Below are 20,334 nucleotides of genomic sequence, written 5' to 3'. Positions count from 1 at the left end.
AAGACCGGGCACGACCCTGCTGGGTTCACTCTTCGAGGTAGTGCTGGATATACCGTTTACAGTGGCCGGCATGCGCACCGCCGACGTCCCCAAAGCGGGTGTCTACCTGCTCGCGAACGCCGTCACCGGCCTGCTCACGCTGCTGGTGTCGGTGCTGCTGTTCGCTGCCGGTGGCGTCCTCGCGGTGGTCGTCGTCGGGCTGCCCCTGCTCGCCGGCCTGGTTCTCGTCGGCCTTCCGGTGGCGGCGGTCGAGAGGCGGCTCCAGCGGCTGATCGACGCCCGGCCGCTGCCGAGCCGGCACCGGGTGCCACCCGAGCCGGGCCTCGCGTCGTGGCTGCGGACCCGCTACACCGAGCCGGGCACCTGGCGGGAGCTGGGCTTCGCCGGGCTGCTGATGACCGTTCTGTGGCCGGTCGACCTGCTCGCCGTCGTTCTCGGAGTGACCGTGCCGCCGGTGGTGCTGGCGACCCCGGTGCTGTTCGGCACGATCGGCGACGCCGAGCAGGTCAACGTGCTCAAGGCGGTCCCGGTGACGTCCTGGCCACAGGCGTTCCTGGCCGGCGCCGTCGGACTGTTCGCCATGGTGGCCTGCGCCTGCGGGCTGGTGCTGCTGGCCCGTCTGCGGGCGGCGCTGGCCCGGCTCGTGCTGCACCCACGCCGTGACCTCGATCAGACGGTCGTCGAGCTGACCCGATCCCGGGTGCGGCTGGTCGACGCGTTCGAGGCCGAGCGCAGCCGCATCGAGCGTGACCTGCACGACGGCGCTCAACAGCGTCTCGTGGCACTGTCGGTGCTGCTCGGGCTGGCCCGGCTCGACGCGCCCGACGGGCCGCTGGCCGAGCAGCTGTCCCGCGCCCACGACGAGGCCGGGCAGGCGCTCGTCGAGCTACGAGAGCTGATCCGTGGCATCCATCCACCCGTCCTGACCGACTTCGGGCTCGAGGCGGCGATCGCTGACCTGGCCGACCGGTGTCCCGTACCGCTGGAGGTGTCCTTCGCCATGCCGCAGCGTTTTTCTGCGGCGGTCGAGTCGGCGGCCTACTTCGTCGTCTCGGAAGCCCTCGCCAACCTGGCCAAACACTCCGGCGCCAGCCGCGGCACGATCACCGGGAGCTATGCCGGACGGACGCTGACCGTCGAGATCGCCGACAACGGGTGCGGCGGCGCCCGCATCGACGGCGGGACCGGGCTGATCGGGCTCGCCGACCGGGTGTCGGTGGTCGGTGGCAGACTGTCGCTGTCCAGCCCGCCGGGCGGCCCGACCAGACTGATCGTGGAGATCCCATGCCAGGCCTGCGGGTAGTGCTCGCCGAGGACAGCGTCCTGCTCCGCGACGGGCTCGCCGCGCTGCTGGCGCGGTTCGGGCACGAGGTGGCCGCCGCCGTCGGCGACAGTGACGGGCTGCGGGAGGCGGTCGCCGCGCACGAGCCGGACATTGTGGTCACCGATGTGCGGATGCCGCCCGGGTTCAAGGACGAAGGGCTGCGCACCGCCCTGGAGCTGCGCCGCCGACGGCCGGGGTTGCCCGTGTTGGTGCTCAGTCAGTATGTCGAGACCAGGTATGCCACCGAGTTGATGGACGCGGGGGACGGCACCCATCTGGGCTACCTGCTCAAGGACCGGATCGGGCATGTCAGCGAGTTCGTCGACGCCCTACAGCGGGTCGTCGACGGCGGCACCGTCGTCGATCCCGAGGTGGTGCGGCAGATGCTGCGCCGCCGCCGCGATCCGCTCGCCGCGCTGACCGCTCGCGAGCGGGAGGTGCTGGCCCTGGTTGCCGAGGGGCGCTCCAACCTGGCCATCGCCACCGAGCTCACGCTCGTCGAGGCCTCGGTGGCCAAGCACATCCGCAGCATCCTGCAGAAACTCGGCCTGCCACAGACCGAGGAAACTCACCGCCGGGTGTTGGCCGTCCTGACCTTCCTGCGCTCCTGAACGGTCCGGCGGGGGTGCCGGTGAGGTCGGCCCGTGCGGCGGGATCGGTCCGGCGGGGGTGCCGGTGGGGTGGGGTCGGTGGGGTGGGATCGGTCCGGCGAGGGTGTCGGTGGGGTGGTGTCGGTGGGGTAGATCGGTGCGGCGGGGGTGTCGATGGGGTGGGGTCGATGCGGTGGGATCGGTCGGGCGGGGTGTCGGTGGGATCGGTCCGGCGGGAGCCGAGTTGGCGGATTCATAGACGACTCATAGGAAAGATCCCGGGAACTTTCAGCAGGTCAGCCGATTGTTGGCGCATGACCGACACCATGCAACCCGTTGCGGCGCCGCCCGGCGTGGCCCGAAACCGCCGGACTCCGCGGTGGTGGGCCGACGTGGCCGGGGTCGCGGCCGGGCTCAGCGTGCTCGTGGTGACCGCGCTGTGGGTCGGTAACGGTGGCGTTCAGCAGGTCATCGGCGGCGGCTCCGGAGCGGTGACCGCAACCGGGCGGCTGACCGGCCTGTGGGCGTCCGACCTGCTGCTGCTCCAGGTGCTGTTGATGGCGCGCATCCCGATCGCTGAGCGGGTGTTCGGTCAGGATCGGCTGGCTCGCTGGCATCGGTGGATCGGATTCACGTCGTTCTGGCTGATGGTCGCGCACATCGTCCTGATCGTGCTCGGCTACGCGGGCGCCGCCGACACGAACGTGTTCGGCGAGTTGTGGGACATGATCTGGACCTACCCGGGCATGCTGCTGGCAACCGCCGGCACGTCCGCGCTGGTCATGGTGGTGGTGACGTCGATCCGGGTGGCCCGGCGCAAGCTGCGCTACGAGTCGTGGCATCTGCTGCACCTGTACGCCTACCTGGGCGTCGGCCTCGCCCTGCCACATCAGCTGTGGACCGGCGCCGATTTCCTCGCCTCGCCGGTGTCGACCGTGTACTGGTGGACGCTGTACGCGGTGTCGGCGGGCGCCGTCGTCACGTACCGCATCGGGGTCCCGTTGGTGATGAACCACCGGCATCGGCTGGTCGTCAGCCGGGTCACCACCGAGGGTCCGGGCCTGACCTCGGTGTATCTGACCGGTCGTGACCTGGATCGGCTGCCGGTCCGGGCCGGGCAGTTCTTTCAGTGGCGGTTTCTGGACGGGCCGGGGTGGACGCGGGCGCATCCGTATTCGCTGTCGGCCACGCCGCACGGCCGTGAGCTGCGGATCACCGTGAAGGACCTCGGCGACGGCAGTTCCCGGGTGGCCTCGTTGCGGCCGGGCGTCCGGGCGCTGGCCGAGGGACCGTATGGGGCGCTCACCGCGGACACCTGGACCGGCGGCCCGGTAGTGCTGATCGGCTGCGGCATCGGTGTCACCCCGCTGCTCGCGCTGCTCGGCGAGCTGCCCTACCGGCCGGGCGAGGCGACCTTCGTCTACCGGGCGCGCAGCGAGGAGGAGGTCGCGTTCCGTGCCGAGCTCGAATGGTTCGCGCACCACCGCGGCGTCCGGCTGATCCTCCTGCTCGGACCGCGCGCCGACCGGCCGTCCTGGCTCCCCGCCCACCACGCGGGCCACGCGAACGCCGCGATGCCGCGCCACCCCGGTACCGCCATGTCGCGCCGTCCGGACACGGCCATGCCTGGCCGCTCGGACACGGCCATGCCTGGCCGCTCGGACACGGCCATGCCTGGCCGCTCGGACACGGCCGTGCCTGGCCGCTCGGATGCGGCCGTGCCGCGCCACCCCGATGCCGACACGCTGCGCGGGCTCGTGCCGGACATCGCGCGGTCGCACGCCTACCTCTGCGGCCCCGCCGAGTGGACCGCGGCGGCACGGACCGCGGCCGAGCTGGCCGGTACTCCGGCCGGGCACGTCCACACCGAACAGTTCTCGTGGTAGAAGGGCCACCCACATGCGACGCATCACCCTCTGGCTGTTCTCCACCTTCGCCGCCCTGGTGCTGCTCTTCAGCTACCGCACCAGCACCGGCGGCTCGGTCACCGCCGCCGGCGTCGCCGCAGCCGCGGTTCCGGCGGACGGCAAGACCTACACGGGTACGGCCGTGTCGACCCGCTGGGGTGACGTGCAGGTCGCCATCGTGGTGGCCGACGGGAGGATCGTCGACGTCCAGGTGCCCATCTACCCGACGGAGAACCGCAAGGACCAGGAGATCAACGCCCGTGCGCTGCCGAAGCTCCGGCAGGAGACCCTGGACGCGCAGAGCGCCGACATCGACGCGATCTCCGGCGCGACCGTCACCAGCGACGGCTACGTGCGGTCGCTGCAGTCCGCGATCGACGCCGCCCACCTGGCGTAGTCAGGGCGCCTCCGCGTCGTACCCGTAGATCCATCCGCTCGCGACCAGCGGATCGTGCTGCGTGAACGTCGCGTCCCGCTCGCGTTGCGCCGGCCCGTCCGGCAGATGGTTGGACTCGGCACGACCCCGGCTGACCTGCTGCAACCGGGTCGTCCGCGGGATTCGCGCGGTCTCGTACGCCCGCAGCGCCGCCCGCGGATCGCCCTCCCGTGCGAGGCAGCGGGCCAGGCCGGCGGCGTCCTCGATCGCCTGCGCCGCGCCCTGGGCGTAGAACGGGAACATCGGGTGGGCGGCGTCGCCGAGCAGCGTCGTCGTGCCTCGTGACCAGCGGGGGAGCGGCGGCCGGTCGAGCAGCGCCCACCGCCCGAGCGTGGCCGCCGACTCGATCAGCCCGGTCAGGCGCGGATCCCAGCCGGCGAACTCGGCCCGCAGCTCGGCCACCGTCGCCGTGGCCGTCCACGACTCGACGGTGTGGTCGCCGGCCGGCGCGACCGCGACCATGTTCACCAGCCGGCCGCCGGCGATCGGATAGTGCACCAGGTGGCGGCCCGGCCCGATCCACAACGTCTGCGCCGGCCGGCGCGCAAAATCCGGAGCGACTTGCGAGGGTACGAGCGCCCGGAACGCACACAACCCGGAACAGGCGGCCGGCGTGTCCCCGAACAGGGCGGCGCGCACGATCGAGTGGATGCCGTCCGCTCCGACGACCACGTCGGCCTCGACGGTGTGCCCGTCGGCGAACGTGAGCCGGCCGCCGTCGACGGCCACACAGCGGCGGCCCAGCTCCACCCGGTCCACCAGCGGCAGCAGGGCGCTCAGCAGATCGGCCCGGTGGACCGTCCAGATGTCGTCGCCGTAGAGCCCGGCACACCTCGTCGGCAGATCCTCCGAGGACAGCACCGTGCCGTCCTGCCAGCGGCGGAACTCCCACCCCACGTCCAGGCGCAGCGCCTGACCGCGCAACCGGTCGAGGACACCGAGCCGGCGCAGCAGGCGGGCCGCGTTCGGCGTGACCAGCAGACCGGCCCCGACCTGGGTCAGCGCGGCCGCCTGCTCGTACACCGTGGTGGTCAGGCCGGTCCGCCGCAGGAAGGCGGCCGTCGCGAGCCCGCCGATCCCGCCGCCGAGGATCGCGATTCGCAGCGTCACACGGTCAGATCCTAGTTATGGTTGCCGATGAACCAAGCTGTTGATCTTCAAGGGAGTCACGTATGCACGCGTTCCGTCAGGCGGTCGAGGCCCGGGACACCGACGCGATCGAGGCGCTGCTGGCCGACGATGTCGTGTTCACCAGCCCGGTCGCGTTCAAGCCGTACCCCGGGAAGGCCCTGACCGCCGCGATCCTGCGCGGCGCCATGCGGGTCTTCGAGAACTTCCGGTACGTACGGGAGATCGCCGACGGCCGCAACCACGCGCTGGTCTTCGAGGCCGAGGTCGACGGCAAGGCGCTCACCGGATGCGACTTCCTGCACCTGGACGAGGCCGGCCGGATCGACGACATCATGGTGATGGTCCGGCCGCTGTCCGGGGCGAACGCCCTGGCCGAGGCGATGGCCGCCCAGTTCCCCCGGATCCAGCGGGAGGCCACGGCTCAGTAGGATCATCGGACGTGGACAATCTCACGCACACGCTCGTCAGCGTCCTCGTCGCGGAGACCGTCCACCGCAGTCTGCCGCCGTCGGCGGTGCTCAGCGACCGGGCCCGCCGGACCGTCGCGATCACCGTCATGGCGGTCGGCGGCAACCTGCCCGACGCCGACGTCCTCTACACGACGTGGGCCGGCAGCACCCTCGACTACCTGCTGCACCACCGCGGGCACACGCACACCGTGCCGGGCGCGCTGGTGCTGTCGCTGCTGCTCTTCGCCGCCGTGCGGCTGTGGTGGTGGCGGCGCAAGGTCACCCCGTCGGCGGGCGACCTGTGGTTCCTGGCGGGGCTGTCGGTGCTGGCGACCCTGCTGCACATCGGGCTCGACTTCACCAACAGTTACGGGGTGCACCCGTTCTGGCCGGTCGACGACCACTGGTATTACGGCGACGCGGTCTTCATCGTCGAGCCGCTGCTGTGGGCGTGCGCGGCGGCGCTCCTGTTCGTCCTGCCGGGCCGGATCGGGCGGATCCTGATCGCGGTGGTGCTGATGGCGGGCCTCGGGCTGAGCTGGTTCGCGGGGTTCGTACCCCTGATCTTCGCCGCCCTGCTGACCGCCCTCGTCGCCGGCCTCGCCGCCCTCAGCCGATTCGCGGCGCCGCGGGTGGCGCTCGCCGCCGGCATCGTCGCCTGGCTGGCCCTGACCGCCACCTTCGTGGCGACCTCCCGGACCGCGGAGGACCGGGTCGAGGCGCTGCTCGCCGACCGGTTCCCGCAGGCCCGGACCCTCGACGTGGTGCTGACCCCGATGCCCGCCGATCCGGTGTGCCGCGAGGTCCTGACCGTCCAGACCACCGCCGAGCAGTACGTTCTGCGCCGCGCCTTCCACTCGCTGGCGCCCGGGCTGATCACCGCCGAACGCTGTTCCCGGTTGTTCCCGTCGGGCGCCGAGCGGACCGCGCCGCTGACCCCGGTCGCGCAGCCGTCGACCGCCGAGATCGCCTGGGACGGCGAGCTGGCGCTCCCGGCCGGCGTGCTGCCGGGCCTGGCCGGCGACCACTGCGCCGCCGACGCGCTGCTGCAGTTCGCCCGCGCGCCGTGGGCGGTCGCCGACGGCGACGGCTGGATCGTCGGCGACCTGCGCTACGACCGGGAGGCAGGCCTCGGGATGGCCGAGGTACGCGTCGGGCCCGGCCAGGACGAGTGCCCGCACCTGCCGGCCCCGTGGATCCCGCCGCGCGAGGACGTCCTCGGCGGGTGAGAGCCGCGGCCGGGGCCGGCTGCAGCCGTTCGCCGGACCGGGGCGCCTTGGTTTGTTAGCGTCGGGCCGGAGGAGGTCAGGTGTCACGTCACGGCTTCCTGGACTCGTTCGCCGGCCTCCCCGTCCGGCGATGGGACGAGGGCGTGCCGGAGGATCCGGCCGCGGTCGCCTGGTGGATCAACGAGGGGTACGGGGAGCGCCGGTTCACCGAGATCTTCGAGCAGATGCTGGCCGCCGCCGGGCCGGACGGGCCGGCCGCGCTGATCGTCGGCGACTGGGGCGATCCCCACCACGAGCCGTTCCCGGTCGGTCTGCTGACCGGCAACGCCGACCGGCTCGGCGCTCTCCGGGCGCTGTTCATCGGCGAGATCTCGTCCGAGGAGTGCGAGATGTCCTGGATCCGGCAGGGCGACATCACGCCGCTGCTGGAGACGTTCCCGCGGCTGCAGCATCTGTGGGTCCGCGGCTCACAGGGGCTGGCGCTGCGGCCGGTGCGCCACGAGCGGCTGCACGAGCTGGTCCTGCAGAGCGGCGGGCTGCCTGCCGAGATGGCCCGTGCGGTGGCCCCCGGAGACGGCGCAGCGGCTGGTCGACGATCTGCCCGGTGTGATCGTCCACGTCGACGACGCGCAGAACGAACGGGAATGGGGCCGGTACACCGTGGTCAGCGAGTGATCCGGCCCCACCTCCGTGGTGGTCAGCAGCGGCCGAGATCCTCCCACTGCTGGGTCCAGCCGGGCTCCGAGCCCTGCGTCCAGTACCGTGCCTTCCACAGGTGCACGCCGTCGCCCGACTTGGGGCCGGACGGGTCGCCGTACCGGCTCCGCTCGTGTTTGACAGTGTTTCCCCCGGTGTAGACCGAGCTGAACTGCCAGGCGGGGGCGCTCGAACAGTCACCGGCCGGCGGGTTCGGCACCGACGGTGACGGGTTCGACGGCTGCGGGTTCGACGGCGACGGGCCGGTGCACGGGCCGGAGGTGGCGACCGTGTCGGTGAAGCGGGTGCCGGCGGTCCGGTACGACGAGGTCTGTGAGCTCACCTGGGCCGGGCTGAGCACCTGGTTCTTGGCGAACAGCACCCAGTCGACCTGTTCGATGTAGGTGGACTGCCCGCCGGTGTGGGCGGCCGTGTCGATGAACCACAGGTTCCAGTTGATCGTCATCGTCTGGCGCGGGAAGTACTTGCCGCCGTGGTCGCCGACCTGAACGCCGTCGATCCAGTAGACGACGTGCCCGTTGGCGACCTGCGCGACCAGATCGTGCCAGCCGTTGAGGCTGGACCGCTGCTCGGAGTGCAGGTTGTCGGCGAACCAGGGCTCGTTGCGGTACGTGTACCAGGTGGTCTGGTAGTTGATCGGCCCGGTCTCGCCCCAGCCGCCGTTCGGCAGGTATTCGGAGATGTCGAGCTCGCTGTAGGTGGGGTCGAGGTCGCCGTTGAGCGGGCTGATCGTGAAGAACGTCTGGTTGATGTGGTCGCCGTCGGTGCCGCTGACCGGTGTGTCGGTGAACCGGACCCGGCTGGCGTAGGTGCCCTCCAGATACCGCTTCTGCGTGGAGTAGAGCTCGGCGTGGCTGGTCCCGGCGGCGGTGCCGTCGGTCGAGGCGGTCAGCTGCAGCACCTTCTGGCCGCCGTCGGTCGGGAAGGTGACCGCGTTCGGCGACCAGTTGGCGCCGGGCACACCCGGCCCGCCCTGGTAGCTGCGCGGGGTCCAGCCGTTGGCGGTCAGCGCCGGGTCGGCCGACGAGGTGTAGTGGAAGTCGTCGAAGAGGTAGCCGCAGTCGGCGGCGGAGGCGGTGCCGGCGTTCAGGGCGACCGCGCCGACGGCCGCCAGGACCGTTGCCGCGGCACCGCCGAACAGGCGTTTCGCGAGGGACATGGGCCGAGTCCTCCTCTGGAAAGAGATTTTCATCAAACCTTGTTGCCGATGAAAATTACGACCATCACACGAGCAAGTCAATAATGAATTTGCATGTGGCGATGGGTGCACGGCCAAGGGTCGGGCAAGGGACGGCAAAGAATCGGCAAGCGCCTTTGCCCGCCGCTTCCCCGGCGGCGACCGGCCGCCACGACATGCCTGGTCAGGGCGGTTTCGGCGAGATCTTGGCGAGGCTGCCCGGCGGCTACCCTTCAGCACGTGCGAGTACTTCTGGTGGAGGACGACCATCCGGTCGCCGAGTCCCTGCGACGCGGCCTGGGACGGTACGGGTTCGAGGTCGACTGGGTGACCGACGGCCGGTCCGCGCTGGCCGCCGCGCCGTGCGACCTGGTGCTGCTGGATCTCGGCCTGCCCGACACCGACGGCCTGGACGTCTGCCGGGAGCTGCGGGCGCGCGGCTCGGTGCCGATCATCGTGATCAGTGCCCGCGCCGAGGAGGTCGACCGGGTGGTCGGCCTGGAGCTGGGCGCCGACGACTACGTCTCCAAGCCGTTCGGGATGCGTGAGGTGATCGCGCGGATCCGGGCGGTGCTGCGCCGCTCGGCAGGCTCCGGCGCCGACAACGCTCCCACGTCGGTGAACGGGCCGCTGCCGGAACGGCTCGTCGTCGACCGCCGTGCCCGGCGGGTGCTGATGGACGGCGCCGAGGTGGCGCTCACCCCACGCGAGTACGACCTGCTCGCCTACCTGGCCACCGAGCCCGGCCGGCTGTTCACCCGCGAGCAGATCATGGAATCGGTCTGGGACACCAACTGGTTCGGCCCCACCAAGACGCTCGACGTGCACATCGGGGCGCTACGGCGCAAACTCGGCGCGGCGATCGCCCTGGAGACGGTCCGCGGTGTCGGGTTCCGGCTGGTGGCGGCCTCGTGATCCGTCAGCTGACGGTCAGCTACGTGGTGCTGGTGGCGGTCGCCATCGTCGCGTTCACCGTCCCGGTCGCCTGGGTGCTGACCGAGCAGCTCAGCGACGACGCGATCAGCGCCGCCCGGCGTGAGGCCGACACCGCCGCCCTGCTGCTGGCCGGCGGCGACACCCCGTCACAGCGGGCTCTGGCCGAGCTGATGGCCGCCTACCGGCGCCAGACTCCCGGGCGGCTCGACGCGGTGACCGTCGCGGGCCGTCCGGCCGGGGCGCTCCCCGCCGCCGCGGACCCCGGCGACCGGGCCTTCACCCGGGCGCTGGCCGGCGAGCCGGCGGTCGTCTGGGGCCGCCAGGCGAGCCTGGGGGAGGAGGGCTTCGCGGTCGCGGTGCCGGCCCGCGACACCAGCGGCGCGGTGGTCGGCGCGGTCCGGGTCACCTACCCGTCCGCGCCGCTGGACCGCCGGCAGTGGCAGATCTGGGGCTTCCGGGCCGGGCTCGCGGTCGCCGTGCTGATCGCCGCGGCCCTGGCCGGCATGGTCTTCGCCCGCCGGGTGACCAGCCCGCTGCGCGACCTGAACCGGATGGCCGGCCGGCTGCGCGACGGCGACCTGGCGGTGCGGGTCGAGGAGACCGGGCCACCGGAGGTACGGACGCTGGCACGCACCCTGAACACGGCCGCCGAGACGATCGACAGCCTGGTCCGGTCCCAGCGCACGTTCATCGCCAACGCCTCGCACCAGCTGCGCACCCCGCTCACCGCGCTGCGGCTGTCGCTGGACAACATCGCCGACGCGGCGCACGACCCCGAGCTGCGCGAGGACGTCGACCAGGCGTCCGCCGAGGTGATCCGGATGAGCCGGCTGGTCAACGGGCTGCTCGCGCTGGCCCGTGCCGAGGGCGACGTGTCGGCGCCGGAGCGGACCGCGGTGCACGACGTCACCCGCGAGCGGTTCGACGTGTGGCGGGCCGCCGCCGGCGAGAAGGAGGTGACGCTCGACCTCGCGGGCAGCGGCCCGGGACCGGCCGCCCTGATCACTCGCGGTCATCTGGAGCAGATCCTGGACAACCTGTTCGCCAACGCCCTCGAGGTCTCCCCGGCCGGCGGGCGGGTCTGGGTCACCGCCGTCCGTGACGGCGACCTGGTGCGGGTCACCGTCACGGACGACGGGCCGGGCATCGCGCCCGAGCTGCGGGAACGCGCCTTCGACAGATTCTGGCGCGGCGACAGCCGGCCCGGCGGCTCCGGGCTCGGCCTGGCCATCGTGCGTCAGCTGGTCGAGGACGACGGGGGCCGCATCCACCTGGACGCCGCGGCCGGCGGCGGCCTGCGCGTCGTGATGGACTTCCGGGCCGTCACTCCGGCATCGCCGAGGAATGGTGGTTGACGATCAGCCACTTTCCGTCGATGCGTTCGTAGACGAACGTGTAACGGGCGTCCACGACACGCGTTCCGGAATCGGAGCGCAACGTGAACCGATAGGTGCCGGTGTCGACGGCAGTCGTCCGGTCGAGCACCGTCACGTGTGATGCGATGATGACCGCCTGCGGCCGGTTCTCCAGGAAATGCTGGAAATAGTCGACGATTCCCGCGCGGGTCGTGCGGACCTGGTCGGACACCGTCGGCACCAGCACGCCGCCGGGGGCGTACCGGTCGGCCACCCGCTGCGGGTCGAGCGTCGCCAGCGACCGGTTCCACTGTGTGAAAAGCCCGCGAATCTGCTGCTCAGAGGTGTGTGAACGGACTGTGGTGGCGGCGGTCGCGCTCGACGCCGGCCACGGCAGCGCGGTCACCGCGAGCACCGCTGCCATGCCGGCGCCGAGGATGCGTACCCTCCGGGTCATGTCGTCTCCTGTCGATCGGGGATCGGTGCCTTCCACGATCGGGGACGGCCCGCCAGCGGGAAGAAAAGCGCCGGACAACGGTGGACGAGGAAAAGGCCGGGGCGTGTGCCGCCCCGGCCTTTTCCCTCCGTTCTCCGTCCGCTCAGCTCGTCAAGGTGCCGCGCAACAGGCTGTTTCCGGAATGCGTGGCGTCGCCGTCGTGCGGTTCGTCGCTCACGTCGACGAGCCGGAACCGGTTGAGGTCGGTCCCCGGCGGCACCGGCAGCACCACCCGCGACTGATCGGGCAGATTGCCCAGCGCCACCATCTTCGTCGGATCGTCCGGATCGAGCAGCCACACCTCGTGGAAGCCGGTGGTCAGCGGCAGGTTCCGGACGTCGACCTCGACCTGGCCGTCGGCGAGGACCCGGACACTGCCCCGCGCGTCGGCCGACACCGACGGCAACGGCGACAGGGTGGCCCGCGCGGTCACCGACTCCGTCTCCCGGCGCTCCAGCAGGCGGTCCACGGTCACCGTCCCGGCGATGGCGAGGACCACGGCGGCCGCGGCGGCGACCAACGGCACCCAGCGACGAGGCCGCTTGCGGTGGGCGCGGCGCTCGGCGAGGTCGGTGACCGGCGTTGCCGTCGATCGGGTACGGGCTACTTCGCTCTCTATCGCTCGCCAGACGCGGTCCGGTGGCGCCGGGAGATCGCGGACCTCCTGGCTCTCCGCCCCCAGCTCGGCCACCTCACGGAACTGATCGAGGTCACGCCGGCAGACGGCGCACTCCGCGAGATGATCCGACTCGGTCAACTCCTCGGGCTCCTCAGAGAGCGCGAGAAGGACCAGCCGATCGGGATCCAAATGCTGCACCGTCCACCTCCCAACGACGTCGCAGGCTGGCCATTCCACGCCGGATATGGCTCTTGACCGTACCGAGGGGCAACCCCGTCACGGCCGATATCTGTGGGTGGGTCAGATCGTCGAAGAACGCCAGCTCCAGCGTGCGGCGCTGCTCCTCCGGCAACCGGCCCAGCTCGTCGGCCACGACCAGCCGGTCGACGATCCGTTCCGGAGTCTCCCGCTCGTCCGGCGGGGGCAACTGCGTGCGTACCGTCTCGGTGGCCCGATCGTCGCGTGCCGCGGACCGCAACCGGTCCACCACCTTGCGCCGTGCGATGCCCAGCAGCCAGCTCAGCATCGTGCCGCGCTGCGGGTCGTAGCCGTCCCGCCCGGTCCACGCCGCCACGAACGTCAGCTGCGTGACGTCCTCGGCGTCGGCCCGGTTGCCCAGCAGCCGCTGAGCCAGATACAGCACCGCCGAGCCATGCCGCTCGTACGCCGTACGCAGAGCTTTCTCGTCGCCGGCGCGTAAGCGCTCGGCGAGCTCGTCGTCGGAGCTCATCGACCTCCCTTCCGCGCATGTGTTCTCCCCGGTTCTTCGCTCGGCGACCGGCCCGTGGATGCACCGAATCTTTTTTCTTTCCCACCGCATCCACGGCGGCCCGCACGAGCGAAGGACCGGTCGTACCCGATCCACGACGATCCAGAGGAGCACCGATGCGCACTTCGCACCTTCGCCGCGCGGCCACGGCCGGCGCCGTGACCATGATCGCCCTCGGCGCCACCGGCGCGTTCGCCGCCCTGCCCGCGCACGCCGCCGCCGACTCGCAGGTGTCGGTCGTGCACGGCATCCCCAAGCAGCCGGTCGACGTCTGGGTCAACGGCAAGAAGACCATCCCGGACTTCCAGCCGGGCAAGGTGGCCGGCCCGCTGAGCCTGCCGGCCGGGCAGTACGACATCGCCCTGACCAAGCCCGGCGACGCGATCGGCGACGCGCTGCTGACCGTCGACGACGCCGAGGTTCCCGGTGGGTCGAACGTCAGCCTCGTCGCCCACCTGGGCACGGACGGCAAGCCGGTGCTGACGCCGTTCGTCAACGACACCGCCAAGCTCGCCGCCGGCAAGGCCCGCCTGATCGTCCGGCACACCGCCGCGGCCCCGGCCGTCGACGTGCGCGCCGGAGGCAAGCCGGTGTTCGAGGACCTCACCAACCCGAACGAGGCGAAGGCCGACGTCGACGCCGGCGCCGTCTCGGCCGACGTGGTGCTGGCCGGCACGCAGACGCGGGTGCTCGGCCCGGCCGACCTCACCCTGAAGGAGGGCACCGCGACCATCGTGTACGCGATCGGCTCGGCCGACGACAAGACGCTCGACCTGGTCGCGCAGACCGTCGACGGCCTGCACTCCGCGCCCGGCGGCGTGCCCAGCGGCGACGGCGGCCGTGCCGACCGCGGAGTGTCGCTGCCCTGGTACGGCGCTGGCGCGGCCGGCATCCTGCTGGCCCTGTTCGGCCTCGTCCGGCTGACCACCGGCCGTCTCTCCCCGGTTCGCGGCAGCGGACGATGACCGGACCCCGGTCCGGTGGCACGCCCCGGCGCTCGCCGGGGCGTGCCCTGCTCCCGCTGGTCACCGGCGTGGCGCTGGTCACGGCGTTCGCCGTCGTCGCGTGCCGGTCCGAGCCGGCGCCCGACTTCGGCGGCCCGTCGGTCAGCGCGCTGGCCTCGCCCTCGGCGAACGTACCGGCCTCCGCGCCGGCACAGCCCGTGCCGCAGGTGCCGGTCAGCGACGGCGGTCTGCCCACCGCCGCCGAGCAGGCCCCGGCCCGGCTCCGGATCCCGTCGCTCGGTCTGGACGCCGCCGTCGACGCCGTCGGCATCGACCCGGCGACCGGTGACTTCGCCGTGCCGCCGAGCGTGAACCGGGTCGGCTGGTACCGGTTCGGGCCGGGCACGTCCGCGCGCGCCGGGTCGATCGTGGTCGCCGGCCACGTCGACAGCGCCGCCCAGGGGGCGGGCGCGTTCTTCCGCCTCGGCGCGCTGGACGACGGTGACCGGGTGACGCTCACCGGCCCGGACGGCCGTGACCGGGCGTTCACGGTGGTCGCCCGCGAACGGTTCCGGAAGACGGCCATCCCGCTGGAGAAGTACTTCGCCCGTGACGGCGACGTGCGGCTCACCCTGATCACCTGTGGCGGGCCGTTCGACGCGAAGACCCGCAACTACCGGGACAACGTGGTGGTCACGGCCGTACCCCGCTGAAGGACAGCCGCGGACGGTCAGGCGCCGCCGGTGAGGGCCGGCAGGATCTTGGCGGTGATGTCACGGAGCCGGACCACGTCGTCCCCGGTGAGGTGGTCGAAGACCAGGCGGCGCACCTCTCGCACGTGCCCCGGGGCCGCCGCGGCGAGCACCGCGAACCCGGCGTCGGTCAGGTGCGCGATCTGGCCGCGCTTGTCCGTAGGACAGGCCCGCCGGGCCACCCAGCCGCGCTGCTCCAGCGTGGCGACCGCGTGCGACAGCCGGGTCGTGGTGGTGCCGGCCTGGCGGGCCAGCTCGGTCATCCGCATCGCCCGCTCGGGACGGGCGCTCAGCGCCGACAGGATGTGATAGTGGGTGTGCGGCAGACCAGCGTCCTCCCGGAGCTGCTGGTCGAGCGCGGTGGGGACCAGCATCAGGATCTGGGCGAGGTTCAGCCACGCGCCCATCTCGGTGTCGCTGAGCCACGGCGGTTCGTCGGTCACGGCCATCCTCGCTGGTCAGACGATGTGGAACGAGCGTTTGGCCAGACCGATGGAGAACCCGTCGATCGCCGTCGTCACGGCCGCGGCCGGGTCGGAGGCCGCGCCGAGAGTGATGAACAGCGGTGTGAAGTGCTCCACGGTCGGATGGGCGTACGGCATACCCGGCGCCCGGTCCCGGAAACCGGCCAGCTCGTCGACGTCACCGCGGGCCAGCGCGTCGGCCGCCCACGCGTCGAAGTCGGCCGACCAGCCCGGCACGTGCCCCTGCAGCATCGCCCGGGTCAGGAACTGCAGCCCGTGCGTCATGAACCCGGACCCCACGACCAGCACCCCCTGCTCCCGCAGCGGCCGCAACCGCTCCCCGAGGGCCAGCAGCGTGGTCGCGTCGTGGGTGGGGATGCTCAGCTGCAGCACCGGGATGTCCGCCTCCGGATACATCACCTTCAGCGGCACCCACGCGCCGTGGTCGAGGCCACGACCCGAACCGACGGTCTGCGGCATCAGCCCGGTCACCTGACGGGCCAGGTCGCCGGCGTCCGGGGTGTCGTAGCGCATCCGGTAGTAGAGCGGCGCGAATCCACCGAAGTCGTACACCAGCTCGGCGCCGGCGGCGCCGGACAGCGCCAGCGGCGCCGACTCCCAGTGGGCGCTGACGATCAGGATCGCCGTCGGCCGGGGCAGGTCACGCGCCCACGTGTGCAGCTCGGTCATCCAGCCCGGATCCTCGAAGGTGGGCGGCGCGCCGTGACTGAGGTAGAGCGCCGGGATCGGCCCGTCGGCGGGTGTCCAGGCCCGGTGCGGGCGCTCCGCGTTCACCGCGGCGACCCGCCCCAGGTGCTGCCGGAACGGATGCGTCTGCGGGATGAGGGCATCGGCGGCGGCGGTACGGTCCGGGCTCATCCGATGATCTCCAGACGGGCGGCCGGCCGCAGGACGTGACTGTTGACCGCACGGACCTGGTCGGCCAGCTCGGGCAGCTCCAGCACCTCGACGCCGTGCCGGCGCAGCGTCTCGACGCCGTCGCAGTCGGCGAACAGGATCGGCTCGCGCCAGGCCAGCACCACCCGGCCGACCCCGGCCTCCAGGATCAGCCGGGTGCAGGTCGCCGGGCGGGACCGGCGGGCGGTGCACGGCTCCAGCGACGTGTAGAGGGTGGCCGCCGACAGGTCGAGGCCGGGCCGGCCGGCGAGCCGGGCCAGCGCCTCCTCCTCGGCGTGGTGGTGCGGGTGCGTCTCGCCGGTGTAGCCGGTGGCCAGCACCGCCCCGTCGCCGTCGACGATCACCGCGCCCACCGCATACCGGTCCGGCACGGCCGGGGCCAGCCGGGACACCCGGATCGCCTCGCTGAGCCAGAACCGGTCCGCGGCCGTCACGACGCCACCGCCGTCAACGGCAGGTCCAGCGTGTGCGCGGTGTGGTCGCGCTTGGTGGTCAGGTACCGCGCGTTCGCGGCGGACAGGTGCACCCCGGTCGGGACGCGGTCGGTCACCCGGATGCCGAGGCCGCCGAGCTGGGCCGCCTTGTCCGGGTTGTTGCTGAGCAGCCGGATCCGCGGCGCGCCCAGCGTGTGCAGCATCTGCGCGGCGGCGGTGTAGTCGCGCTCGTCCTCGCCGTGGCCAAGCGCCAGGTTGGCCTGGTAGGTGTCGAGGCCGGTGTCCTGCAGGGCGTAGGCGTCGAGCTTCGCGTACAGCCCGATACCCCGGCCCTCCTGGCGCAGGTAGAGCAGGAACCCGCCGGCCGTGGTGATCCGCTCGGCGGCCTCGCGCAGCTGCGGGCCGCAGTCGCAGCGCTCACTGCCGAAGACGTCGCCGGTCAGGCACTCGCTGTGCGGCCGGACCAGCGGCGCCGGGCCGCCGTCGGCCGCCGTGGCCACCGCGGCACGCCAGTCGCCGAGGCCGAGCGCCAGGTGCTCGCGGCCGTCGGCCAGGCCGGTGAAGGTGAACACCCGCGCCGACGTGGAGTACCCGTCCGGGAAACGTAACGGCACCGTCACCTGCGTACGAATCTGCGCCGTCATCGCGTACCTCCCAAGTTGTTGAACCTTCAGCAACCAAGCATCGTCCGCAACTGTTGAATGATCAATAAACCTGAGGGTGTCGTGAGTCACTTCCGTGGCCGGGCGCTTCGGCGCCGGCTCCTCCATCGGCTGCGCCGGGGCCCGGCTTGAGAATCCTCACGCGCGTCGGCCCCTACGTCGCGGTGTCCCGGCGGGTGGGCGCCGGTGGCGAGGGTGTCGCCGGCTCGGGCGGCGGTGGGTCGGAGAAGAGGGCCAGCAGCTCGCCGATCTGGTGGCCGGACTCGACGGGGTGCCTGAACTGGCCGGACGGGTTGATGGTGTACTCGTTACGGCGGCCGACCCGCGAGCGCCGGAGATAACCCGCGGCCTCCAGGTCGGCGACGATCGCCTGGGCGGCCCGCTCGGTGATGCCGACGGACGCGGCCACGTCACGCAGTCGCGAGGTGGGTTCGCCGGCGATGGCGAGCAGTACGTGCGCGTGGTTGGTCAGGAACGTCCACATGGTCACCTCCGGTTGACATACGAAGCATACTTCATGAATACTGGATCGTAGTTCGAGGGGGAGTACCCGACGATCCACGCGTCGCCGTCACTACGGGCCGGCCATCCGGCCCCGGTCGCGCAGCCACCGGCACGGTGGCCCGGGGAGACCTTCGTCCAGCACGCCCGGCCCCGCCACGCGGGGTGACGGGCTGGACGAGAGGGAGTCCCGTGTCCGTTCCCTGGTGGGCCTGGGCCGCGGTGATGCTGGCCGTCGCCGCGATGCTGGCCGTCGACCTGTTCCTGCACCGCGACAATCACGTCATCGGCTTCCGTGAGGCCGCCGTCTGGTCCGGCATCTGGGTCGCGGCCGGCCTGCTCTTCGGCGTCGTCCTCTGGGCGTGGCAGGGCGGCGACGTGGCCGGCACCTACTACGCCGGCTATCTCATCGAGAAGGCGCTGTCGATCGACAACGTCTTCGTCTTCGCCCTGATCTTCACAGCCTTCGCCGTCCCGGCCGCCTACCAGCACAAGGTGCTCTTCTGGGGCGTTCTCGGGGCGCTGGTCTTCCGGTTCGTGTTCATCTTCGTCGGCGCGGAACTGCTGGAGACCTTCTTCTGGACGGCGTACGTCTTCGGCGCCTTCCTCATCTGGACCGGCTGGAAGATGGCCTTCCGGCACGGCGACGAGGCCCCGCCGGAGCGCAACCCGGTGGTCCGCCTGATGCGGCGGATCATCCCGACCGACCCGGCCTACCACGGCGACCGGTTCGTCACCCGGATCGACGGCAAGCGCGTCGCCACGCTGCTCCTCGTGGTCCTGATCGCCGTCGAGGCCACCGACCTGATCTTCGCGATCGACTCGGTCGCCGCGATCCTGGCCATCACGACCAGCACCTTCATCGTGTGGACGGCCAACGCCTTCGCCATCCTGGGCCTCCGCAGCCTCTACTTCTGCCTCGCCGGGCTGCTGCGCCGTTTCGTGCACCTGCACTACGGCCTGGCCGTCCTGCTGGCCTTCGCCGGGATCAAGCTGATCCTGTCCGAGACCCCGGTCGGCAAGCTGCCCATCCCGGTCACGCTGGGCGTCATCCTCGTGACGATCACCGTCTCGATCGTCTGGAGCCTGCGCAGCACCCGCGAGACCGCTACGCCGGGCAGCTGACGGTGTGCTGGGCGGTGACCGCGCCGGCGTCGTCGGAGGCCGCGACCACCACCGACACGGCGCCGTCACGGTAGGCGACCCGGTTGGCGCCCGCCGCCGCGAAGGTACGGGCGCCGGCCGGGATCCGGCCGAGGAACCGCTGCGCGAGCCGTCCGGCGTCGACCGGCTCGCTGACCGCCGACACGGTGACGATGTCACCGGACGGGCAGTGCAGACGCTGCTCGGTCACCCCGGCGGGCCGGGCCCCCACCGCGGTCAGCAGCTCGCTGACCGCGGTGACACCGGGGCTGCCGGCGGCCGCCGTCGCCGGAGTCGCGGCGGCGCCGGCGCTGCAGGCGCTGCGGGCGGTCACGGCGAGCCAGCCCGGGCTCAACCGCCGGACCGACAGACGCAGCGTGCCGACGTCGGCTTCGAGGGCGCGGACACCGGCGACGGCGGCGCCACGGCGTACGGCGTACCGCCCGGAAAGCTTTTCCTGGATCGCGGTGATCAGGGTGTCCTCGCCGCCCGGATCGGTGTAGAGATCGGCCTTGCCGGTGAAGACGCTGCCCTCCCGCAGGATCCCGAGCCGGCAGGCGGTGGCCGCGACCACGGGGCTGACCGTGACCGCGGCGTCCGGCCCCGCCGCCACGACCGCGTCGGCGACCGCGGTGTTCATGGCGGCGACCACGTCGTCGACCCGGGGCTGCCGGGTGCCCTCCCAGCGCCACCACCCCGCACCGGCCGCCACCAGCAGCACCGTCACCACGGCGGCGGCGATCAGCCACCGTTTCCTCGACCGCATCGGCTCAGGACCTCATCGCAGCCAGGACACCAGGTCGTCGATCGGTTTGCGGCGCGCGGCCAGCTTCGCCACCGGGACACCCGGGTCGGCGGCCGGGTAGCCGACGGTGAGCACCCCCGCCAGGGCCACGTCGTCCGGCAGGCCGGCCACGGCGGACAGCGCCGCCAGCTCGTCCGGGAACGCCGGGCTGTAGAAACCGCTGGCCAGGCCCTCGTTCGCGGCGGCCAGCTGGAGCAGCGTGAACAGCGCACCGGAGTCGAACCACCAGAACGGCACCGGCCACGGGATCTCCTCGGCGCCGGACTCCAGCTTGTCCGCCTCGGTGTAACGCTCGTGGTAGGACGCCTCGCGGATGCCCAGGACCAGCTGCACCGGCGCCGTGGAGATCCACGGGGGGAAGCCCTTCTCCCGATACCAGGGCTCGGCGATCGCGGCGAGCTCGGCGCGCTTGGCGGGATCGGTGACGACCACCAGCCGGTGACCCTGGCTGAAGCCCGCGCTCGGCGCCCGGTGCACCACCTTCACCACACGCTCGATGACCTCGTCGGGAACCGGGTCGGGCCGGTAGTCGCGAACCATCCGCCGCCCGCGGAGCACCTGATTGAATTCGGCCAT

24 protein-coding genes are annotated in these 20,334 nt (G+C 72.2%); 11 read left to right on the top strand and 13 right to left on the bottom strand.

The window, feature by feature from the left end; translation table 11 throughout:
- Nucleotides 1-70 precede the first annotated feature (70 nt).
- The 4 genes from BM290_RS11265 to BM290_RS11250 all read left to right on the top strand — a co-directional run bounded on the left by BM290_RS11265 (nucleotide 71) and on the right by BM290_RS11250 (nucleotide 4,218).
- Entirely contained in the window at nucleotides 71-1,303 is a 1,233-nt protein-coding gene (locus BM290_RS11265) for a sensor histidine kinase (RefSeq protein WP_093613666.1), read from the top strand.
- Nucleotides 1,285-1,935: a response regulator gene (locus BM290_RS11260; RefSeq protein WP_093612865.1), complete on the top strand. Its 651-nt coding sequence runs from the start codon at nucleotides 1,285-1,287 to the stop codon at nucleotides 1,933-1,935. Before BM290_RS11265 ends, BM290_RS11260 begins: the two co-directional genes overlap by 19 nt.
- 293 nt (nucleotides 1,936-2,228) lie before the next feature.
- Entirely contained in the window at nucleotides 2,229-3,800 is a 1,572-nt protein-coding gene (locus BM290_RS11255) for a ferredoxin reductase family protein (protein ID WP_093612863.1), read from the top strand.
- A 13-nt stretch (nucleotides 3,801-3,813) separates the two neighbouring features.
- Nucleotides 3,814-4,218: an FMN-binding protein gene (locus BM290_RS11250; protein WP_093612861.1), complete on the top strand. Its 405-nt coding sequence runs from the start codon at nucleotides 3,814-3,816 to the stop codon at nucleotides 4,216-4,218.
- Here the strand turns inward: BM290_RS11250 and BM290_RS11245 are convergent, their stop codons facing one another.
- Entirely contained in the window at nucleotides 4,219-5,367 is a 1,149-nt protein-coding gene (locus BM290_RS11245) for an FAD-dependent monooxygenase (RefSeq protein ID WP_203779313.1), read from the bottom strand.
- Between the two features lie 62 nt (nucleotides 5,368-5,429).
- Here BM290_RS11245 and BM290_RS11240 point away from each other — a divergent pair, with 62 nt between their 5' ends.
- Both BM290_RS11240 and BM290_RS11235 read left to right on the top strand, forming a co-directional pair.
- Nucleotides 5,430-5,816, top strand: a complete 387-nt coding sequence (locus BM290_RS11240; RefSeq protein ID WP_093612859.1) for a nuclear transport factor 2 family protein — start codon at nucleotides 5,430-5,432, stop codon at nucleotides 5,814-5,816.
- Between the two features lie 11 nt (nucleotides 5,817-5,827).
- Nucleotides 5,828-7,066: a metal-dependent hydrolase gene (locus BM290_RS11235; RefSeq protein ID WP_093612857.1), complete on the top strand. Its 1,239-nt coding sequence runs from the start codon at nucleotides 5,828-5,830 to the stop codon at nucleotides 7,064-7,066.
- An 83-nt stretch (nucleotides 7,067-7,149) separates the two neighbouring features.
- On the opposite strand, the gene BM290_RS49645 is transcribed toward BM290_RS11235, so the two are convergent.
- Together BM290_RS49645 and BM290_RS11225 are read right to left on the bottom strand one after the other, a co-directional pair.
- Nucleotides 7,150-7,518 carry a hypothetical protein gene (locus tag BM290_RS49645; RefSeq protein ID WP_239143507.1) on the bottom strand — a complete coding sequence of 123 codons (369 nt, stop codon included), beginning with the start codon at nucleotides 7,516-7,518 and terminating at the stop codon, nucleotides 7,150-7,152.
- 245 nt (nucleotides 7,519-7,763) lie between these two features.
- Nucleotides 7,764-8,942, bottom strand: coding sequence for a glycosyl hydrolase (locus tag BM290_RS11225; RefSeq protein WP_093612855.1), 1,179 nt, complete (start codon nucleotides 8,940-8,942; stop codon nucleotides 7,764-7,766).
- Between the two features lie 258 nt (nucleotides 8,943-9,200).
- On the opposite strand from BM290_RS11225, the gene BM290_RS11220 reads away from it, so the two are divergent.
- Nucleotides 9,201-9,875 (top strand): response regulator transcription factor, encoded by a 675-nt coding sequence (locus tag BM290_RS11220; RefSeq protein WP_239143508.1) that lies wholly within the window; start codon nucleotides 9,201-9,203, stop codon nucleotides 9,873-9,875.
- Nucleotides 9,872-11,251 carry a sensor histidine kinase gene (locus BM290_RS11215; protein WP_093612851.1) on the top strand — a complete coding sequence of 460 codons (1,380 nt, stop codon included), beginning with the start codon at nucleotides 9,872-9,874 and terminating at the stop codon, nucleotides 11,249-11,251. The genes BM290_RS11220 and BM290_RS11215 overlap by 4 nt, the downstream gene beginning before the upstream one ends.
- Here the strand turns inward: BM290_RS11215 and BM290_RS11210 are convergent.
- The 3 genes from BM290_RS11210 to BM290_RS11200 all read right to left on the bottom strand — a co-directional run bounded on the left by BM290_RS11210 (nucleotide 11,220) and on the right by BM290_RS11200 (nucleotide 13,096).
- Nucleotides 11,220-11,708: an SgcJ/EcaC family oxidoreductase gene (locus BM290_RS11210; RefSeq protein WP_093612849.1), complete on the bottom strand. Its 489-nt coding sequence runs from the start codon at nucleotides 11,706-11,708 to the stop codon at nucleotides 11,220-11,222. The genes BM290_RS11215 and BM290_RS11210 overlap by 32 nt on opposite strands.
- Nucleotides 11,709-11,850: 142 nt before the next feature.
- The gene (locus BM290_RS11205) at nucleotides 11,851-12,564 is read right to left on the bottom strand and encodes an anti-sigma factor (protein ID WP_093612847.1); all 714 of its coding nucleotides are present in this window, start codon (nucleotides 12,562-12,564) and stop codon (nucleotides 11,851-11,853) included.
- Nucleotides 12,518-13,096, bottom strand: coding sequence for an RNA polymerase sigma factor (locus BM290_RS11200; protein WP_093612845.1), 579 nt, complete (start codon nucleotides 13,094-13,096; stop codon nucleotides 12,518-12,520). Before BM290_RS11200 ends, BM290_RS11205 begins: the two co-directional genes overlap by 47 nt.
- Nucleotides 13,097-13,251: 155 nt before the next feature.
- On the opposite strand from BM290_RS11200, the gene BM290_RS11195 reads away from it, so the two are divergent.
- Together BM290_RS11195 and BM290_RS11190 are read left to right on the top strand one after the other, a co-directional pair.
- Nucleotides 13,252-14,100, top strand: a complete 849-nt coding sequence (locus BM290_RS11195; RefSeq protein WP_093612843.1) for a DUF4397 domain-containing protein — start codon at nucleotides 13,252-13,254, stop codon at nucleotides 14,098-14,100.
- Nucleotides 14,097-14,792, top strand: coding sequence for a class F sortase (locus tag BM290_RS11190; RefSeq protein WP_093612841.1), 696 nt, complete (start codon nucleotides 14,097-14,099; stop codon nucleotides 14,790-14,792). Before BM290_RS11195 ends, BM290_RS11190 begins: the two co-directional genes overlap by 4 nt.
- Nucleotides 14,793-14,809: 17 nt before the next feature.
- Here BM290_RS11190 and BM290_RS11185 read toward each other — a convergent pair whose 3' ends face one another.
- From BM290_RS11185 to BM290_RS11165, 5 genes are all read right to left on the bottom strand, one after another.
- A complete protein-coding gene (locus BM290_RS11185) occupies nucleotides 14,810-15,274 on the bottom strand; it encodes a MarR family winged helix-turn-helix transcriptional regulator (RefSeq protein ID WP_239143509.1) in 465 nt (154 codons plus the stop codon).
- A 15-nt stretch (nucleotides 15,275-15,289) separates the two neighbouring features.
- Entirely contained in the window at nucleotides 15,290-16,174 is an 885-nt protein-coding gene (locus BM290_RS11180) for a dioxygenase family protein (RefSeq protein WP_093612837.1), read from the bottom strand.
- On the bottom strand, nucleotides 16,171-16,647 hold the full coding sequence (locus BM290_RS11175; RefSeq protein WP_093612835.1) for a deaminase: 477 nt from the start codon (nucleotides 16,645-16,647) through the stop codon (nucleotides 16,171-16,173). The genes BM290_RS11180 and BM290_RS11175 overlap by 4 nt, the downstream gene beginning before the upstream one ends.
- Nucleotides 16,644-17,291 carry a GTP cyclohydrolase II gene (locus tag BM290_RS11170; protein ID WP_093612833.1) on the bottom strand — a complete coding sequence of 216 codons (648 nt, stop codon included), beginning with the start codon at nucleotides 17,289-17,291 and terminating at the stop codon, nucleotides 16,644-16,646. Before BM290_RS11170 ends, BM290_RS11175 begins: the two co-directional genes overlap by 4 nt.
- 172 nt (nucleotides 17,292-17,463) lie before the next feature.
- Entirely contained in the window at nucleotides 17,464-17,793 is a 330-nt protein-coding gene (locus tag BM290_RS11165) for a helix-turn-helix transcriptional regulator (RefSeq protein ID WP_093613662.1), read from the bottom strand.
- Nucleotides 17,794-18,002: 209 nt separating this feature from the next.
- Between BM290_RS11165 and BM290_RS11160 the strand changes: the two genes are divergently transcribed.
- Complete coding sequence (locus tag BM290_RS11160; protein WP_093612831.1) at nucleotides 18,003-18,935, top strand: TerC family protein; 933 nt, start codon at nucleotides 18,003-18,005, stop codon at nucleotides 18,933-18,935.
- Here BM290_RS11160 and BM290_RS11155 read toward each other — a convergent pair.
- Together BM290_RS11155 and BM290_RS11150 are read right to left on the bottom strand one after the other, a co-directional pair.
- The gene (locus BM290_RS11155; RefSeq protein WP_093612829.1) at nucleotides 18,919-19,719 is read right to left on the bottom strand and encodes a hypothetical protein; all 801 of its coding nucleotides are present in this window, start codon (nucleotides 19,717-19,719) and stop codon (nucleotides 18,919-18,921) included. The two genes, BM290_RS11160 and BM290_RS11155, sit on opposite strands and share 17 nt — an antisense overlap.
- Before the next feature lie 12 nt (nucleotides 19,720-19,731).
- Nucleotides 19,732-20,334, bottom strand: coding sequence for a nitroreductase family protein (locus BM290_RS11150; RefSeq protein ID WP_093612827.1), 603 nt, complete (start codon nucleotides 20,332-20,334; stop codon nucleotides 19,732-19,734).

It is taken from the genome of Actinoplanes philippinensis (genome assembly GCF_900113015.1).
Taxonomy (GTDB): domain Bacteria; phylum Actinomycetota; class Actinomycetes; order Mycobacteriales; family Micromonosporaceae; genus Actinoplanes; species Actinoplanes philippinensis.
This window is presented reverse-complemented; position numbering and strand designations above follow the sequence as displayed.

Bases quoted from the DNA above. Each gene is read 5' to 3' on its own strand.
- BM290_RS11265 (WP_093613666.1), top strand. From the start codon at position 71: ATGCGCACCGCCGACGTCCCCAAAGCGGGTGTCTACCTGCTCGCGAAC.
- BM290_RS11260 (WP_093612865.1), top strand. From the start codon at position 1,285: ATGCCAGGCCTGCGGGTAGTGCTCGCCGAGGACAGCGTCCTGCTCCGC.
- BM290_RS11255 (WP_093612863.1), top strand. From the start codon at position 2,229: ATGACCGACACCATGCAACCCGTTGCGGCGCCGCCCGGCGTGGCCCGA.
- BM290_RS11250 (WP_093612861.1), top strand. From the start codon at position 3,814: ATGCGACGCATCACCCTCTGGCTGTTCTCCACCTTCGCCGCCCTGGTG.
- BM290_RS11240 (WP_093612859.1), top strand. From the start codon at position 5,430: ATGCACGCGTTCCGTCAGGCGGTCGAGGCCCGGGACACCGACGCGATC.
- BM290_RS49645 (WP_239143507.1), bottom strand. From the start codon at position 7,518: ATGCTGCAGCCGCGGGAACGTCTCCAGCAGCGGCGTGATGTCGCCCTG.
- BM290_RS11225 (WP_093612855.1), bottom strand. From the start codon at position 8,942: ATGTCCCTCGCGAAACGCCTGTTCGGCGGTGCCGCGGCAACGGTCCTG.
- BM290_RS11210 (WP_093612849.1), bottom strand. From the start codon at position 11,708: ATGACCCGGAGGGTACGCATCCTCGGCGCCGGCATGGCAGCGGTGCTC.
- BM290_RS11200 (WP_093612845.1), bottom strand. From the start codon at position 13,096: ATGAGCTCCGACGACGAGCTCGCCGAGCGCTTACGCGCCGGCGACGAG.
- BM290_RS11195 (WP_093612843.1), top strand. From the start codon at position 13,252: ATGCGCACTTCGCACCTTCGCCGCGCGGCCACGGCCGGCGCCGTGACC.
- BM290_RS11190 (WP_093612841.1), top strand. From the start codon at position 14,097: ATGACCGGACCCCGGTCCGGTGGCACGCCCCGGCGCTCGCCGGGGCGT.
- BM290_RS11180 (WP_093612837.1), bottom strand. From the start codon at position 16,174: ATGAGCCCGGACCGTACCGCCGCCGCCGATGCCCTCATCCCGCAGACG.
- BM290_RS11170 (WP_093612833.1), bottom strand. From the start codon at position 17,291: ATGACGGCGCAGATTCGTACGCAGGTGACGGTGCCGTTACGTTTCCCG.
- BM290_RS11165 (WP_093613662.1), bottom strand. From the start codon at position 17,793: ATGTGGACGTTCCTGACCAACCACGCGCACGTACTGCTCGCCATCGCC.
- BM290_RS11155 (WP_093612829.1), bottom strand. From the start codon at position 19,719: ATGCGGTCGAGGAAACGGTGGCTGATCGCCGCCGCCGTGGTGACGGTG.
- BM290_RS11150 (WP_093612827.1), bottom strand. From the start codon at position 20,334: ATGGCCGAATTCAATCAGGTGCTCCGCGGGCGGCGGATGGTTCGCGAC.